Raw genomic sequence first — 15,774 nt, forward strand, 5'->3', positions numbered from 1 at the left:
AACTAGAGTAGCTAGTTAAACAGGCTGCAGTGTCATATTTAAATGAAGAGGTTCGTCTTTAATTAGTTGAAACACCTGCTGATTAAAGTGCACCTCTCCGCCCTCTTTATCCGTCCAAATGATGACTTCATCTCCAGTTTTGTTTAGGGTTACTAAACCATCCTTGATCGGAAACTGGCAGCTTAATGAGTCAAAATTATTCAGCTTGGGTTCAACGACAAAACTCTCATAGCCAGGAGCAGTTGGTACCAGGCCAACAAAATAACGGCCTAACAGATAAATCGGGCTGGCTCCCCAAGCATGACATAGGCTCTTACCAAAGGGATCGCCGTACATTTCATACCTATCTGCACCTGTTTCCTCAGGCTTATACTCCTCCCAAAAAGTCATTGCATCATGGGCCAACATCCCACCCCAATAATCCAAAATGATTTCATAAACACGCTCTGTTTCACCCAGCTTGCACAGGGCATCTTGTTCAAAGAATTTGAAATACGGAGTGGTAATCTGAGTAATTTCATCATTCAATAAAACATTTTCTAAAATTGAATGCTGCTGCTTAGGATTTACTAAATCAAACAGCACAGCAAAAATATTGGCATGGCGGGTTACATGACGTTTGCCGGATTCATAAGAATCAATAAAGGCTCCCTTTTCTTCATCCCAGAAATGATCCAACAGGTTTTTGTAAAGCTGATCATATGCGTCTTGGTATGCTATAGTTTCTTTTTGTAAAATTGATCCGCAAACGACCATCGAATGGTATGCCTTCAGTAACAGGACCTGCTCAGCAGCCAAAGTTCCCTCTTTATCCATTTCAGACCAGTCAATAAAAATCCAATCCTTTTCTCGTCCATAGATAAACCCTAGTTCATTGGTTTGATTTTGTAAATAAGTCATCATGGCAACCATTTTAGGATAGATTTGCTGTAAAAAATCGACATCGTTGGTCATCATATAGTGATTCTCAACGCCAATTAACCATAAAATTGAATAATCAACAATCGTGTTCATATGCTGTTTAATTTCATTTTGACCTCTCAGAGCCAACATGGTTCGTTTATTGATATCCTCATCAAAGAATAGATACTGATTAATGAAATAGGATTGATAAGCATCCCCCGACCAAATCCAGCGGTCACGTTTAATTCCATCAATAAAGAATAAGCCACTGCACAAGGTGAAGGTCTCAACCGAAACATCCCATATTTGATTTAACAGCGGATTATCAGAACGAAATGCTGCTTTATTTTCTAGTGGAATGAATTCATGTACAGCGGATACTTCCACATCTTCTGCTTTTATCCTAAGAATGAAGATATAGCGAAAGGCTCGTTTTCTGATGGAGGTTGCTGCAGTCGCTGAAATTTCTTTGTAATAACACATTTCTTCATCCAGCGCTTCCGTTTCAGACTCACCGAAGCAAACAGTTACCGGTTTTCCTTCCCTTAACTCTTTGATAAGCAGTTTGCCAAAGATCGCGCGACCAAAATCGAATAGAACCCCTTCCTGTATTTCTTTTTTATTTAGATATGCTACTGGTTCAGGTGCATGGTAAACCTGATTAGGATCCTGATCGACTTTGGTATAAAGTGTACTCCAACCGGCTGGGTGTTCTTCAATAAAGTTGCTGCAGACCCAGCCAATATCACTTTTGATAATTTCACCAGTAAGGTAGACCGCCGGCAGCCCCTCCGTATTCCCTACAAAAACGCGAATTTTATTATGACCAGCAGGACAAGTTAAGGTTTGGCCAAAGGGGAATTTTTGATCATTTATCTCTACGTAACCAACTCCTTTGGCATCAACTTTAAATTCAGTTGGTTCTGCTAAATCATAATAGCGCTTAAATTTCACATTGCGATGACAATCATCCATATACCAATAAGCTGGCCAGTCATACGCCCGTTCTTCACGGGAAAAATTTTGTAATAGGCTTTGCCGAATCTCAAAGTCGCCTGAGTACCATAGCCATCGGGAACTATTTTCGTTTATCATTGCTCTCTCTCCTCTACTTTACTGAATGAACACTGTCTAACGGCAGTTCTTTCTCAGAAGTTGTATATCGTTTTTGCAGCGACATCATCCAAACGCCGGCAATTGCTGCTAGTAAAACAATTCCAGCAAAACCATACATAGAAACCTGGATAGTTCCAGGAGCTACTAAAAACGGGGTGATAAAAGCGAACAAACCGCAACAGATTCGTGAAAATCCATTAATGAATCCTTGCAATCCTGCTCGTACTTCTGGCGGAAAAGATTCCTGAGTCCAAACCTTATAAATCGCTTCACCAGCCATCGGGTTTCCAAAATTATAGAAACCAATCGTTACAGCCAGGGCAATAAAGCCAGCACCGCCACCTAAAACAGCCATACCAATCATTGCTGCAAACTGAACAAAAACACCAACAAAGAAGGCCTTATTGCGATATTTCCCACCCGATACAGAAGCAAATAAGATGGTTGTGATGAGCGATACAACATTCAAAATGATTCCTAAACCTGTTGCCTGAGTTTGAGTAGCTCCTGCATTTGTTAAAGCATATGTTTGGAATTGCCCCCAGGTATTAGCTAGCAGGTTCCAACAAACATAAAAAATCAGAATTGCCGCGAAATAGCCTAAATACTTATTCTTCTGTGATCCAAATAAAACAGACTTAACGGAAACTGCTGTTGTATCAGCAACCACTTTACTATTGGCTCTGCGACGTAGGCCTTCTTCATGAAATCGCTTGAATTTTTTTGAAGTAATTCGCCACAACCAAGCAACAACTGAGAAAACAAACAGGATTAAAAAGACAATCCGAGCCCCCATCACGCCTTCAATTCCTGATAATAGAAATGAACAAATATAAGAAATAAAAATACCTATTTGCCAAAAAACTTGGGTGGAAGAAACCAGCTGTGCAGAAGTGGTCTCATCTGGAGCATCATGAGAAACAACCGTCAAGCTGATAGGCAAATCAGCCCCAGAAGCAATTCCCATAACAACTACTCCTAAAAGCAGTGGATAAAAGCCGGTGGACATTACGCAAATGCCGGCCCCAATAGCATAAAATAGATTTCCCCAGTTAAAGGAGCGAAATAAGCAGAAAAGGTGCGTTATTTTCCCTGCCATTAACGATCCAAAAGCAATAGCGAATGTTAAGGTTCCTGAGAGGATCCCTACTTGAGCTGTAGTAAGTGAAAGGCCTTGCTGCCAGACAGGAATAGTTGCGGAAAGACCCACGATGCATCCTGAACCTAACATCGATCCAATACCAGCTGCTGTAGCCAAAGGGGTATATTCCTTAGCTGTATTCTTTTTCAATTGATGTGTCATAATTTCTTTTCCTCCTAATTGATGCCCTTATTCTAACCGCTTTCAACCACTCGTTGCAATTTCATAAATCCAGAAATTTAGTATCAAATCTACAGATTATTTGTTAAACTATTTTTAGCGAATTGATGAGAGGAAAAAAATGATGCACGAATTAAGAGAGCTTTTGCAGAAAGAACTTCCGGTAGAAACACTGCAACGACAAAGTGGAAAAAACATTAATGAAATGAATTTGAATTACGAGGAATCGATTGTGCCGAAAATTCCCGTGGTAAATTTTTTTGAGGAAGGAAATATATTTATTAATAAACATCCTCGCTTTTCCCATACTCCTGCTCACACCCACAGTTTTGTAGAATTTAACTATGTGTACACAGGCAGGTGTATTCAATGGATTAATGGAGACCGCGTAGCGTTATCGCAGGGACAGTTAATTTTGATGGATCGTAATATTATTCAGCAAATTGATTATGTTGGAGAAGAGGATTTAATTCTAAATATTCTGGTTCAAGATAGCTCGATACCTACGGAGCTATTGAATAATCTGGCACAATCAGAAGATATAGTGACGCAATTTATTGTCCAAGCCTCCCAAAAGCAAGCTTCTCATAATAATTTTATGGTGTTTGATTTGACTGAACAAAAAATTGCCCAACAGCTTATTGAACTAATGGCTCTGAAATTCTTTCAACCACAACGAAATAAGGTTCGCTCCTTGAATCTGTTGTTAAGCGCTCTGCTAGTTGAACTTTCCAACACGACAACCCTATATACGAACAATACTTATAGTGAAAAAAAAGAGATATTTCAGCTGTTGAAGTACATTAATGATCACTATTGTGAAGTCTCTTTAAAACAGTTAGGAAATCATTTTGGTTACAATAAAAACTATATCAGCAATATGATCAAGGCCAAAACCGGCAGCACCTTTCAAGAATTAATTGATCAGAAGCGGCTTTCTGAAGCCAAAATCATGCTGCAAAATACCAATTACAGTATTTCTGAAATTGCTGAAGCAATCGGCTATAAGAGTACTCCTTCTATTTTCAAATTATTCCAACAAAAAACCGGCCGAACGCCAAATGATTTTCGCCAAAAGAAAAAGCCGCAGGAATAACTCCTGCGACCAACGTTTTAAAGTGGGTGGAAATGAGGTTTCATTTTTTCAAAGGTGTAATAGTATTTAAAGCCTAAGTTTTTAAGCAGTTTTTTACTTTCCTCAATGTGGGCGCCTAATTGTTCTGGGGTATGGCTATCACTACCGATGGTAATTATTTCACCGCCTAATTCTTTGTATAGCTTCAAAATCTCTACTGATGGAGTAGTATCAGGAATTTGGTAACGAATTGACGAGGTATTGACCTCAATTCCCCTACCGTCTGCAATAATATAGCTGAGAATTTCACTCAATATTGCTTTATTTGCTTCAAAGGTATTCTCATCCTTGTTCAAGTAGCGTCGGATTAGATCCATGTGCGCAAGACAGCTATAATTGTGGTAATTTTTAACAACCGTTAGCATTTCTTCATAATATTCCTGATAACACTGAGCATCGGTCTTCCCAACTTGAAATTCTCCTGTCCAAAATTCCTGATTGTCGATCTGATGAATCGATAACAAAATAAAATCAAATGGATAGGAAGCAAACAGCTTTTCGAACTTAGGAATTGTTTCTCTTTGTATGCCAAACTCTAAACCAAAACGTAGAGTGATCTTCTGCTGATACTTACCTTTTAATTCATTGAACTGTTCGAAATAAGCCGGATAGTCAACATTGAGCATCATCTCGTTTCCGCCAGCAGGAACGGGGTCGTCACAATCCAACTTTACCCCGTAGTCAACATGGTCAGTAAAACATAACTCCTTAATCCCCTGCTTGATTGCATCAATTACAACCTCTTCCATGGGATATTCTGAGTCATCGCTATAATGAGTGTGAACATGGTAATCAAATTTCATGGTATTCCCCCTATTTTACTAACTTTACTAACCTAGCTTTCAAAATCCTTATGATATTCTTGCTCAAGCTTTTCCCAATAGGCAGTGTCTTCTTTAGTAATTTTTCTCAATACACGGCAAGGATTTCCGGCAGCGACTACATCATCAGGAATATCTCTAGTAACAACTGAACCAGAGCCAATAACTACATTCGATCCGATGGCAACTCCTGGATTAATAGTCGTATTTGCTCCCACCCAGACATTGTCTCCTAAGGTTACAGAAGTTCCAAATTCAAGTCCACGAACTCGTACATCTGGATCAATCGGATGGCCGGGTGTATAAATACCTACTCTTGGACCAAACATGACATTCTTTCCAATAGTAACTTTAGCAACGTCCAAAATGACACAGTCAAAATTAGCATAAAAATTCTCACCGATTACTGTATTGCTGCCATAATCGCAACGAAAGGGCGGTTCAATGTATATCTTGTCTCCAGTTTGCTGAAATAACTGCTTCAATAATTCTTGACGATATTCTTGCTGCTCTTCAGTTGTTTGATTAAACAACCGAGTCAATTGCCTGGAGCGTTTACAATCCTTTGCTAATTCTTGATCATCAGCCATATAAAGCTCTTCTGCCAGCATCCGTTCCTTTTGAGTTTTCAATTTTTCTTATTCCTCCCAATTTTTAGTTTCAAAATCAATAAAATACCAATAAGCACCGCAGATAATCCTGCTAAAAAAATAATTGACTCAGCCGTTTGATTATTTACCAAAGCCCCTAAACCATTCCAAAAGAAAGGTGTGGCAAACTGACTCAATGTCATAGATACTGAAATTAAAGCAGTAGCTAAAATCAACTGATGTGGTGGAGATAGTTCATTTACTTTAGTAATAATGTACGGTCCTGTAAACGAGTAAACAAAGTTAAACAATACCGCAGCAATCGCAGAAACGATAAACTGCTGTGAAAAGCTCAAAAGAATAACCAGAGCTCCAGCTGCAAGATAACTAATCGGCAAAAGGCGTTCTCTCCAATAAATAAACAGGCGACCAAACAACAGACCAGCTAACAAACCGCCTAGATTCATTATACTCAAAACTAAACTAGCAGATTGAGCATTGCCGAAATTTTTTTCCATAAACAATTCTGGTAACTTTATTTGTACCGCCCAAATAATCAAAAAAGTAAAAAAACACAATAAGATGTATAGTAACACTGAGTTGCTCAAGCGTTTATTTGAGGTAGCATCAGCTTTCTTTTGAGCAGTCAAACCCGCTGACGGTTCAGGAACTACCTTAGTAAAAACCAATAATATCGGTAGGGCCAATAAATAGACGAGAAATCCCCAATTCCACTTAATACTTATTAAGGAGCCACTCACAAGGAGTAATGCCGAATTCCCCAAAGCAGATATGCCTACTTGATAACCAAGCAAAACAGCTCGATCTTTTCCAGTAAAAAACATACTAATTAAACTGATTGCTAAAGGGGTAAACAAACCGATACCGCCCCCGAGAAACAGGCGGCAAAAAAAGATAAGCACAAAGCTTTTTAAAAAGAAGGGCATAATACCTGCACTAGTGGCAATCACTATCCCTAGTTGAACCGTTCGCTTGACACCAAATTTTTTCGTTATCTGATTGCTAAGCAATGAAAATATACAAGTAGTTAAACTGGGAATAGTTACCAAACTTTCGATCGTACTTTGTGGTAACTGTGGAAACTGCTTCAAAAGTATTGGCAACATCCCTGTTATAGCCGTTGCTGATCCAGTAAGCAATGAAATACTCAACAAAACGGCCTTGAAAGTTACTCGATTTTCATTAAATGTCCCCAATTTATTAGATGAGTTTTTCAGCATTTGATTAAAACTTCTCCCCTCTAATTTCTTGAAATTAAATCAGATTTAAGTGATGCAATCCGTGTATTATTCCGCCATCTTCATTTGATTTTGTTACAAAATCAGCAGCTTTTTTGATTTTATCCGTTCCATTTCCCATCGCTATTCGATAATCAACTGCTTCAAACATTGGTAAATCATTGTTACCATCTCCAAAAGCGTAGGTTGGGACATTTTCTTTCAGAGATAGACTATTCATTAAATTTTTAATCCCTGTTTTTTTGGAATTACCGATGGCTGTCATTGCTACTGAAAAGGGGGTATCACGAATGATAGTTAAATAATTCCCAAAAAGTGTTTGATATAGTTGATCCTTTTCTTCATCCTTAGAAAAGAGATACAACATTAAAATATCTTCTTTACGATAAAAGGTTGGCATAATTTCAGGCAGTGCAGCATTATCTAGTTGATAAAGTCTGACTGCTGCCTCATCAATTGCAGTAATTTTACTTGTTTCCTTTCCATAAAAGGCTAATGGATGATTCAGTCGGTTAGACAGAAGTACTACTTCCTCAATAATTTCCTTTTCAATAGTTGATTGGTAGACGATTTTTTGGTTAAAAACGATTTGACCGTTTAGTCCAATATATGAATGAATATCTCCCCCTGCTGTTAGCTCACGAATTTCCCACGGGGCACGGCCAGTCACTACAACGGGTAAATAGCCATTTTCTGTCAACTTAAATAAAGCTTCTCTATTGGCTGTATTTAAATGAGATCGTTTATCCAATAATGTTCCGTCTAAGTCAAAAAAAACAATTCCTTTGATCATTATTTTCCACTCCTTTTATGTCCTCGATTGCTAAATTCTGATCATCATGTCAGTCTGCTTCCCTTACAAATGCCCGCAAATTTTTAGAGTTATCATTCTTCATAGTGTTTTTCTGTTCAAAGTAAACTGGCGTATCACAAAAAATTCCTTCATTAGATATCAGAAAATGCTCAATTTATAGCGAACGTTGTATTTTTTTGTATATAATGTTTATTATACTATTCACTTTTATTTACAAAAATAATCCATGCACGTTTCAGAAAGGCTTAATCAAATGACAAATCAGCTGGAAAACTCACTAAGATGGTTTGATGAAGGGGATCACATGATTCCATTCGAATATTATCAACCTTTAAAAGAATATCCTAACAACGAAGTTCTTCCCCATTGGCATAGTGGTGCAGAAATTACTATTGTTCATGAAGGAACTGCAAACTACCTTATTGACGGTCAAAAAATTGTTAGCCAAGCTGGAGACATTCTTTTTATTCCGCCCAATAAACTTCATACAGCAACGAATATTAAGCAAACTTCAGAAACATTGGTTTTCCATCTCAATTTTATTGGACTCGAAACACATGATTATTCGGCGATCAACTATTTGAAACCTCTACAAAATGGCAAAGTTCAAAGCATTTACCGTATCAGCAAAGATGTGCCCCATTATCCTATTATTGTTGAACTGGTTCAGACAATTTTCGCAATAATTCATGAGAGAGCTCCCTACTTTGAACTTAAATTGAAAGGCTCCTTATTGTTACTTTTCAATGAGCTGTTCGTAGCTGATTTATTGAAATTCACGATTCCTAAAGACAGCAAAGCGTTGGAAAATCAAAAAATTATGAAGCTTCTGAATTATATTGATGATAATCTCGACAAACCGTTGAAAATACAAGATTTGGCAAAATTCAGTAATTATAGTCCATCTCATTTCATGGCTTTTTTCCGTAAGAATGTCGGAATGACTTGCATTGACTATATTCAATCTCTCCGTATAAAAAAAGCTGAAGAATATTTAAGATATTCCGAGAATACTATTACTGATATTGCTTTAAAAGTCGGTTTCAATAGTCCATCTAGCTTCAATCGATTATTTAAAGCAAAACGTGGGCTCAGCCCTCGTGAGTATCGTCGAACATGGCTAGCTGATGAAGCCTGAAAAGTTTCCTATCCTATGATAATTGAACTATGTTTTCGATTATAGCCTTTTATTCACCAGGAAGCTTGATAAATCCTATTAAAAACTTGTCTAATCCTATGAAGATCAAAAAAAGGCAGCTCGCTTTTAAACGGCTGCCTCTTCTAATGCTGGTTAAATTTTCAATTATTAACGTCTGATGAATATTCTTTACAATACCTTTTGTTTAAAAAGCCCTATATATTGTTTAATAGAATCTTCAATTGCTTTATCGAATTAAAGATTTTCTGAGAACGAACATACTATCTTAAAGCTTTAGTAAAAAGATGAAGATAACAGCACTAATGGTTTGGATTACTCCTACAGATACACCATAAATTAGGAAACGTGGACCTTCTTTTAAAAATTTTTTGAAATCAAGACGCAAACCAATAGCAGCTAATGCGGTTGTCTCAAACCAAGTACTAACAAAATGTGCGCCCGTATCTAAAATATGTGGTAACGGTACGAAGCTATTTAGGATACATGCAATTAGGAATCCTATAACATACCAAGGAACAGGTAATTTCTTACCCTTGGTCACGGGGGAATCACTAACAACAGTATTTTGCTTTACCTTCTGTTCAAAGATAAACACTACTACTACTAGCAACATGATCCGCATAATTTTAAAGAGCATTGCATATTTTACAGTTGCTGTGTCAATTAGACTGGCACCTGCAACTACCTGCCCTACTGATTGAAGGGTTCCTCCTAATAAAGCACTTTTGCCTAATAAATCGTCTCCAAAAAGTGCGATTCCTAAGAATGGTAATGTCAGCATCATTATAGTACCTAAAAGGTTGACTAATGTAATAACCTGACCTTTTTCTTCGTCCTTTGCACCGATTGCTGGAGCAATTGCTCCGATGGCTGAAGAACCACAAACGGCATTACCTCCTGCCATCATTAACCCCATTTTTTCACTAAAACCAAGTTTCTTGCCGATTAGGTAGGCTCCAATGATTGTAATTGTCATCATCAACAGAACATAGATGATTCCTTTTAATCCGATTTCACTGATAGTTTGGAAGGTAACGGTAAAACCTAGCAGTACCACTGAATACTCTAACAGGCGACTTTCTGAGAACTTAGTTCCAACTGCCAAAACTGGCTGACGAAAAATAGTATTTCCTAATAGAATACCTAACAGAATTGCGATAGTTGCACCGCCGATTTCCGGAAAAAATAGGGCTAAAGCTTTACTTACCGCTGCCACCGCGAAGGACAACAGCAGTCCTGGTAAAATTGAATAGTTTTTTGTGTTCATTAAATCATCCCTTTCCAAAATAGATTATACCTGTTTCTAACTATTTTTAGGAATGATTGTTATAATAGTTACTATAAGATATGTAAATGGAAGTGATTACTTTGTTTAAGTTGTTAGAAACATTCCGCGTCGTCTACGAAACGAGAAATTTTTCGAAGGCAGGAGAAATTTTATTTATCTCTCAACCCTCAGTATCTAGTCAAATCAAACAACTAGAAGCAGAATTAAAAACAACCTTGTTTTTACGCAATGGCCGAAAAGAGATTGTTGCCACACTACAAGCGGATTTGCTTTATCAGGGGACTTTGGATTTATTAGAAAATTGGAATGACTTATTAACTGAATTGTCTAGTGAACGAGATCAAACAACAATTTGCCGGATCGGTGCTTCTCATACTTTTGCAGTTTATGTACTGCCTAATCTAATGAAGGAATTGATACCAGAATTTCCTGATATTGCCTTTTCAATTCGTCTCTTGAACTCTATGGAAGTATTAGAAGCGATTAGTAAACATGAGTTAGAGTTAGGTTTTATTGAAAAACCCTTATCCACCGGAAATGCTGAGCGTTTTACGCTAATGGAGGATCAGCTAGTTCTGGCAGGCAAACAGGGAGATACTCCTTGGTTGGTACGTGAAGCTTCCTCAGGGGTTTACTACTATACTAAGCGCTATTTAGAAGAAAATAATTTGACCCCGCCACTTTTAGAGGTTCACAATAATGAGGTCATTCGTGAATTACTGAAATCTGGTATAGGCCGATCAATTATTTCCAAACGCGCAGTTGAAGGTATTCCTTATCAGGAGTTACCCGAAGGTTATCGGAGAAATTTCTATTTATTACAGCGGGAAAATCTAGAGTCTGAAGCGATGACTCGTTGTATTGCTTTTATTCTGAATTGGAGCAGCAAGTATAATTAATAAAGGAAGGTGTAAAAAATGGCCGCAATTTTAAAAGATCACGATTATAGTTTTCGTCAACTGGCGGATGCCCCTTTTCATGAAATACAATTTGAACGTGTCGATTTTTCAAACGCGAATTTGGAGAAAGCTGACTTTGCGAATTGCTTGTTCATTGACTGTGATTTTTCTTATGCACTGCTGAAAAATACTTCTTTTGAAAGTGCAGATTTGCGGGGCTGCAATTTAGAAGGTGCCGATATTTCTGGTGCAAATATGTATTTTTCTATGCTGGAAGGTGCGAACCTAAAAAATGTTATTTACGATGAGCAGACTCAATATTTCAAAATGTACTGTGCTGAGGACGGTCCGATTATTGGATATAAGAAATGTTTCGATTATCGGATTGTTCAGCTGTTGATTCCTGCTGACGCCCGAAGAACCTCGGCTACTAACAACACTTGTCGTTGCGATAAAGCCAAGGTGTTAAGTATTAAGGATATGTATACTAATAAAGATTACGATGAGGCTATAGCTTATGCAGATGGAAATTTTGTCTACCGCACAGGCGAATGGGTTGAAGCAAAAAACTTCAATCCCGATCGTTGGGTGGATTCCACTGGTGGCATTAATTTCTTTCTCACCCGTGAAGAAGCAGAAGGCTATTTGTAAAGCGCATAAAAAACGAGTAAACTAAAAGCGAGCACAAAAACACAAGGCGGTTGGTAGTCCGCCGCATGAGAATGTCAGTAGCCTTCCCTCCCGGGTCGTCCATTGCTCGAACATCCAAAAAGGGAGGTGTCATCTTGAAGTTAACTATCTACTTTGATGGCAGTTTTTGGTGCGGATTAATCGAGACTGATGAAAACTGTTATCAGGCAATTCGTCACGTATTCGGTCCTGAGCCAAAAGACAACGAGGTTTTTGATTTTGTTTGTCAGCAATTGCCAAAGCTGCTAAATCAGCCAGCTGTTTCAACCACTAAGTCTTCAAAACAAACGAAGAAGCTTAGTCCAAAACGAATGCAGCGTCTGATTAATCGAGAAAAACGGCAACCAGTTCTTTCTACCAAAGCACAGCTTGCTATGCAAGAAATGCGAGAAGAACTGAAATCAGCTCGTCGTTCGAAAACTAAAGCGCAAAAGGAACAATTAGCGCAGGAACGGTTTCAGCAGCGGCAAGAAAAGAAACGTCAGAAAAAACGAGGTCATTAACCCAAAAAACGCGCAGGTTCCTAGAGCTTGCGCGTTTATCTTTCTTCAAAATGTAAAACCGTCCGATCGTTTAGAGACTGTAAATCACGACAGTTTTTCCCGTGAATTTTTTCAAAGGCAGCTACTTGCTCCTCCGAAACAGTCATGGTCTGCTGGAGAACATACCATTCCACATTTTCAGTCAATGGTGGTGTAGTTAATGAGCCAAGATAGTGATAGTAGCTTTTATCACTAGGTAATAAAGCATCTACTGCACATTCTCCCTCCGCTTTTTCTTGAGCAAACTGGTGCAGAACCTGCTCAAAGGCTGGATTGTGATTTCCTAGAGTATAAAGTACAGCTACTACCGCTGTTTGCCCATTGGAAGCTCGATAAAGAAAATGCCCTTCTAAAGGAAAGTGCTGATGATTAATCGTATGTTCGCTTTCCGCATGAAAATGCATTTGAACTAATGAAAATCGCCGGCCATTCAAACGAGCTTTCCCCTGACACAGCAACTGTAAGTTTTGTCCATTATTTAAAAATGACCGCTGCTTTGAATTGAAAAACAATTTTAAGCTGGAAGCTTCCTTTGCGGTAACCGTTTTTACTTGCATGGAATCAATATTTATTGGTGATTGCAGCGTCCCAGCCTCTGGGAGCCAATCATTTTGTTCATGATAATCTATCAAAAATCGTGCTGGCAAATCGATCACCCCAAAAAAATATTTTTACAAGCATATCATTTTTTTGAGGAAAAGAACATCAAATTGCCTAAATCTTTTTAAGCCAAGTGACTAAATCTAGGTAAACTTGCTCTTTTTGCCGTTCATTCAGTACTTCATGTCTGGCATTTTCATACAAATGAACCTCTATTCGTTCCAAACCAGCTGCTTGATAGGACTTTGCTGCCTTCAAAACACCTTTCCCATAATCACCAATAGGATCCTCTTTGCCAGATAAAAAAAGCAATGGTATATTCGCAGGTAGTTGCCTGATCCTTTCCTGGTCTTGGGATCCGATAATTAATGAAAATAATTCCTGATACCCACTTAGCGTAAACAAAAAACCACATAGTTGGTCCGCCAAGTACTTATCTACTTCATCTGGCAAACTAACCAACCAATCTTTTTCCGTGCGATGCGGTGAAATTCGTCGATTATTTCCACTGAAAGCCACACGATCAATCAACTGACTATGGTGAGTTTCTCCTTGGAATTTTGCCAAATTTTTAGCTAACGCTCGGCCTGCTTTTGTTAACCACTTGGGTTGCTGTCCTGTTCCAACAATAATTGCACCATCTAATTCATTTGCATACTCATACAAATAATTGCGCAGCACAAAGGAACCCATACTATGCCCTAAACAAAAATAAGGTAAATTAGCAAATCGTTTTTTTGCATATTGAGTCACTTGATGAAGATCCGTCACTAGACCATTTTCAATCGATTTGTCATGAAAATGACCATAAAGGTCATGGTTTATTGATCCTCCATGACCTAAATGATCATGACCAACCACGACAATTTGATACTGGTTTAAATATTCAGCAAATGTTTCATAGCGTAAAATGTGTTCAGCCATCCCATGACTTAGTTGCAACACTGCTTTAGGATTTTCACAACCCCATAAATACCCCTGTAGCTGCGCTTGCTGGTCGATCGATGGCAATTGGAATGATTCTCGCATCCTTCTTCCGCCTTTCTGAAAATACAAACTGAAATTCTATTACTATGTGAACAATACTTAGTGGAACCACTTTAACATTGCTGACATTAGGAACTGTAAGAAATATCCGTGTTAATGCTTGCCGAGTTTGCAGAGTCCTTCTAAACTCCATCCTTGGTAGGAGGTAAATTTTGTTAAAAATGGTACACTATAGTTAAAGGAGAGATGAAATATGTCTTGCTTAGGCAATATAATATGGTTTATTTTTGGAGGTTTGATTGGTGGCATCACATGGTGTCTAGCCGGCATGCTTTGGTGCATTACCATTATTGGGATTCCAATCGGACTACAATGTTTTAAATTTGCTAGTTTAAGTTTTGCCCCTTTTGGTAAAGACGTTGTTTACCATACTACTGGAATAAACTTTATTGTTAATATTATTTGGTTGATTGTTTCAGGTATTCCTTTGGCAGTAGGCCATTTAATCAGTGCATTTTTCTTATGCATTACAATCATTGGAATTCCCTTTGCAGCTCAATCATTAAAATTAGCTCGTCTAGCGCTAATGCCTTTTGGAGCTGAAATTGTGTATAGCAGATAACCAGATACGATCTTTTATCTGGTTTTTTTCGGCCCCAAAAAGAGATAGAGTTGTTCCCACGCTGCTAAAATCAAAGGCAGGGTTACTTGTGCACTCACTAATTCTTTGCCTAACTGTTTGCGTTAGTATACAGTCTACTATTATTGACCCCAAGAATAATTATAAGCAGCAATAAACGAGTCTTTTTTTCTACCTCCCTCTTAATTTTAGCTTGACTATACATTTTCCACAAGCCTATCCGTTTAATGAACTAGTTATGCTCATTCATGAAGGTATAAAGGAATTACTTAAATAGAGTCCGATTCTTCTGGAGCGTCTGATAATTGTCGATGAATTAGAGGAGTTGTTTATCAAAGAAACTTATATTAAAAAATTGAAAACAGTTTGTATAAAACTGTTTGAACTTAAAAATACCCATCCTGCGTGCCTAAAAAAGCAAGAATAGGTATTTCTTAGAATAAATTATTTTGCATTTTAAGGTAAAATAGCTAATTTACTTTGCAGTCACAGGTTCTTCTAAAAAGAATGTTTTATAGTTCCCTTCCTTCTGCTTCAAAACCATCATGATTTTTTCCATCAAAAGCATAAACCTTCTTTAAAAGTTTCCAAAGTGTTTCTAGTTCTTCATCAGAAAAATCACTAAATAGTTCCTGTAAAAAAAACCACCCCTGTTCACCGCTTTGCTGGAAAACGGTTCTTCCCGTTTCTGTGATAACTAGATTGACCGATCGACCATCTGTCGCATTTTTTTCCGCCTGTAAGTAACCTTTACTCTTTAAATTATTGATAATTTGAGCCGTACTTTGTTTCGTGGCTCCTAATTTTGAAGCAATTGCATTTAAACTAGCTTCTCCCTCTGGTAGATGAGCGATCGCGATAAAAGTCATCATCTGTCTTGAGGTCAGCTTTTCAATTGCCTCGTCTCCTGCTGTTTGGATTTTGTTAGTTACCGAAAAAAGAGTGGCGTAGGTTTGGGAAATCAGAAACAGGCGCTGCTTGTCATCCATAACTTTTCTCCTTTTATAATC

16 protein-coding genes are annotated in these 15,774 nt (G+C 37.9%); 6 read left to right on the forward strand and 10 right to left on the reverse strand.

From position 1 onward, the window contains the following. Positions 1–15: 15 nt before the first annotated feature. Both IGI46_RS19740 and IGI46_RS19745 read right to left on the reverse strand, forming a co-directional pair. Positions 16–1,998, reverse strand: a complete 1,983-nt coding sequence (locus IGI46_RS19740) for an alpha-rhamnosidase (protein ID WP_429965046.1) — start codon at positions 1,996–1,998, stop codon at positions 16–18. Positions 1,999–2,011: 13 nt separating this feature from the next. Beyond that, entirely contained in the window at positions 2,012–3,322 is a 1,311-nt protein-coding gene (locus tag IGI46_RS19745) for an MFS transporter (protein ID WP_429974105.1), read from the reverse strand. Positions 3,323–3,461: 139 nt separating this feature from the next. Between IGI46_RS19745 and IGI46_RS19750 the strand changes: the two genes are divergently transcribed. Then, positions 3,462–4,436, forward strand: coding sequence for an AraC family transcriptional regulator (locus tag IGI46_RS19750; RefSeq protein WP_429965044.1), 975 nt, complete (start codon positions 3,462–3,464; stop codon positions 4,434–4,436). A 17-nt stretch (positions 4,437–4,453) separates the two neighbouring features. Here the strand turns inward: IGI46_RS19750 and IGI46_RS19755 are convergent, their stop codons facing one another. The 4 genes from IGI46_RS19755 to IGI46_RS19770 are packed head-to-tail and all read right to left on the reverse strand — an operon-like array spanning position 4,454 to position 7,938. Next, positions 4,454–5,278 (reverse strand): histidinol-phosphatase HisJ family protein, encoded by an 825-nt coding sequence (locus tag IGI46_RS19755; RefSeq protein WP_429965043.1) that lies wholly within the window; start codon positions 5,276–5,278, stop codon positions 4,454–4,456. Positions 5,279–5,310: 32 nt separating this feature from the next. Then, positions 5,311–5,928 carry a sugar O-acetyltransferase gene (locus IGI46_RS19760; RefSeq protein WP_429965042.1) on the reverse strand — a complete coding sequence of 206 codons (618 nt, stop codon included), beginning with the start codon at positions 5,926–5,928 and terminating at the stop codon, positions 5,311–5,313. Beyond that, a complete protein-coding gene (locus IGI46_RS19765; protein WP_429965041.1) occupies positions 5,925–7,127 on the reverse strand; it encodes an MFS transporter in 1,203 nt (400 codons plus the stop codon). Before IGI46_RS19765 ends, IGI46_RS19760 begins: the two co-directional genes overlap by 4 nt. A 34-nt stretch (positions 7,128–7,161) precedes the next feature. Next, a complete protein-coding gene (locus tag IGI46_RS19770; protein ID WP_429974106.1) occupies positions 7,162–7,938 on the reverse strand; it encodes a Cof-type HAD-IIB family hydrolase in 777 nt (258 codons plus the stop codon). 274 nt (positions 7,939–8,212) lie between these two features. On the opposite strand from IGI46_RS19770, the gene IGI46_RS19775 reads away from it, so the two are divergent. Continuing rightward, positions 8,213–9,097, forward strand: coding sequence for an AraC family transcriptional regulator (locus IGI46_RS19775; RefSeq protein ID WP_429965040.1), 885 nt, complete (start codon positions 8,213–8,215; stop codon positions 9,095–9,097). A gap of 286 nt (positions 9,098–9,383) precedes the next feature. On the opposite strand, the gene IGI46_RS19780 is transcribed toward IGI46_RS19775, so the two are convergent. Beyond that, the gene (locus IGI46_RS19780) at positions 9,384–10,385 is read right to left on the reverse strand and encodes a YeiH family protein (RefSeq protein ID WP_429965039.1); all 1,002 of its coding nucleotides are present in this window, start codon (positions 10,383–10,385) and stop codon (positions 9,384–9,386) included. A gap of 101 nt (positions 10,386–10,486) precedes the next feature. Here IGI46_RS19780 and IGI46_RS19785 point away from each other — a divergent pair, with 101 nt between their 5' ends. From IGI46_RS19785 to IGI46_RS19795, 3 genes are all read left to right on the forward strand, one after another. Continuing rightward, positions 10,487–11,305 carry a LysR substrate-binding domain-containing protein gene (locus IGI46_RS19785; protein ID WP_429965038.1) on the forward strand — a complete coding sequence of 273 codons (819 nt, stop codon included), beginning with the start codon at positions 10,487–10,489 and terminating at the stop codon, positions 11,303–11,305. Positions 11,306–11,323: 18 nt separating this feature from the next. Next, complete coding sequence (locus IGI46_RS19790) at positions 11,324–11,956, forward strand: pentapeptide repeat-containing protein (protein ID WP_429974107.1); 633 nt, start codon at positions 11,324–11,326, stop codon at positions 11,954–11,956. A 134-nt stretch (positions 11,957–12,090) separates the two neighbouring features. Continuing rightward, a complete protein-coding gene (locus IGI46_RS19795; RefSeq protein ID WP_429965036.1) occupies positions 12,091–12,498 on the forward strand; it encodes a YjdF family protein in 408 nt (135 codons plus the stop codon). 35 nt (positions 12,499–12,533) lie between these two features. Here the strand turns inward: IGI46_RS19795 and IGI46_RS19800 are convergent, their stop codons facing one another. Together IGI46_RS19800 and IGI46_RS19805 are read right to left on the reverse strand one after the other, a co-directional pair. Beyond that, on the reverse strand, positions 12,534–13,184 hold the full coding sequence (locus IGI46_RS19800; protein WP_429969607.1) for a carbonic anhydrase family protein: 651 nt from the start codon (positions 13,182–13,184) through the stop codon (positions 12,534–12,536). A 67-nt stretch (positions 13,185–13,251) separates the two neighbouring features. Continuing rightward, complete coding sequence (locus IGI46_RS19805) at positions 13,252–14,166, reverse strand: alpha/beta fold hydrolase (protein WP_429965034.1); 915 nt, start codon at positions 14,164–14,166, stop codon at positions 13,252–13,254. A 211-nt stretch (positions 14,167–14,377) separates the two neighbouring features. Between IGI46_RS19805 and IGI46_RS19810 the strand changes: the two genes are divergently transcribed. Further along, positions 14,378–14,746, forward strand: coding sequence for a YccF domain-containing protein (locus IGI46_RS19810; protein ID WP_429965033.1), 369 nt, complete (start codon positions 14,378–14,380; stop codon positions 14,744–14,746). 530 nt (positions 14,747–15,276) lie between these two features. Here IGI46_RS19810 and IGI46_RS19815 read toward each other — a convergent pair. Next, a complete protein-coding gene (locus IGI46_RS19815; RefSeq protein WP_429965032.1) occupies positions 15,277–15,753 on the reverse strand; it encodes a MarR family winged helix-turn-helix transcriptional regulator in 477 nt (158 codons plus the stop codon). Between the last annotated feature and the right edge of the window lie 21 nt (positions 15,754–15,774).

Source organism: Enterococcus sp. AZ163, assembly GCF_050498925.1.
GTDB classification, from domain to species: Bacteria; Bacillota; Bacilli; order Lactobacillales; family Enterococcaceae; genus Enterococcus_A; species Enterococcus_A ferrettii.

What these genes read in the sequence shown, in the direction of transcription:
- IGI46_RS19740 (WP_429965046.1), bottom strand. Translation starts at nt 1,998, where the DNA reads ATGATAAACGAAAATAGTTCCCGATGGCTATGGTACTCAGGCGACTTT.
- IGI46_RS19745 (WP_429974105.1), bottom strand. Translation starts at nt 3,322, where the DNA reads ATGACACATCAATTGAAAAAGAATACAGCTAAGGAATATACCCCTTTG.
- IGI46_RS19750 (WP_429965044.1), top strand. Translation starts at nt 3,462, where the DNA reads ATGATGCACGAATTAAGAGAGCTTTTGCAGAAAGAACTTCCGGTAGAA.
- IGI46_RS19755 (WP_429965043.1), bottom strand. Translation starts at nt 5,278, where the DNA reads ATGAAATTTGATTACCATGTTCACACTCATTATAGCGATGACTCAGAA.
- IGI46_RS19765 (WP_429965041.1), bottom strand. Translation starts at nt 7,127, where the DNA reads ATGCTGAAAAACTCATCTAATAAATTGGGGACATTTAATGAAAATCGA.
- IGI46_RS19770 (WP_429974106.1), bottom strand. Translation starts at nt 7,938, where the DNA reads ATGATCAAAGGAATTGTTTTTTTTGACTTAGACGGAACATTATTGGAT.
- IGI46_RS19775 (WP_429965040.1), top strand. Translation starts at nt 8,213, where the DNA reads ATGACAAATCAGCTGGAAAACTCACTAAGATGGTTTGATGAAGGGGAT.
- IGI46_RS19780 (WP_429965039.1), bottom strand. Translation starts at nt 10,385, where the DNA reads ATGAACACAAAAAACTATTCAATTTTACCAGGACTGCTGTTGTCCTTC.
- IGI46_RS19790 (WP_429974107.1), top strand. Translation starts at nt 11,324, where the DNA reads ATGGCCGCAATTTTAAAAGATCACGATTATAGTTTTCGTCAACTGGCG.
- IGI46_RS19805 (WP_429965034.1), bottom strand. Translation starts at nt 14,166, where the DNA reads ATGCGAGAATCATTCCAATTGCCATCGATCGACCAGCAAGCGCAGCTA.
- IGI46_RS19810 (WP_429965033.1), top strand. Translation starts at nt 14,378, where the DNA reads ATGTCTTGCTTAGGCAATATAATATGGTTTATTTTTGGAGGTTTGATT.
- IGI46_RS19815 (WP_429965032.1), bottom strand. Translation starts at nt 15,753, where the DNA reads ATGGATGACAAGCAGCGCCTGTTTCTGATTTCCCAAACCTACGCCACT.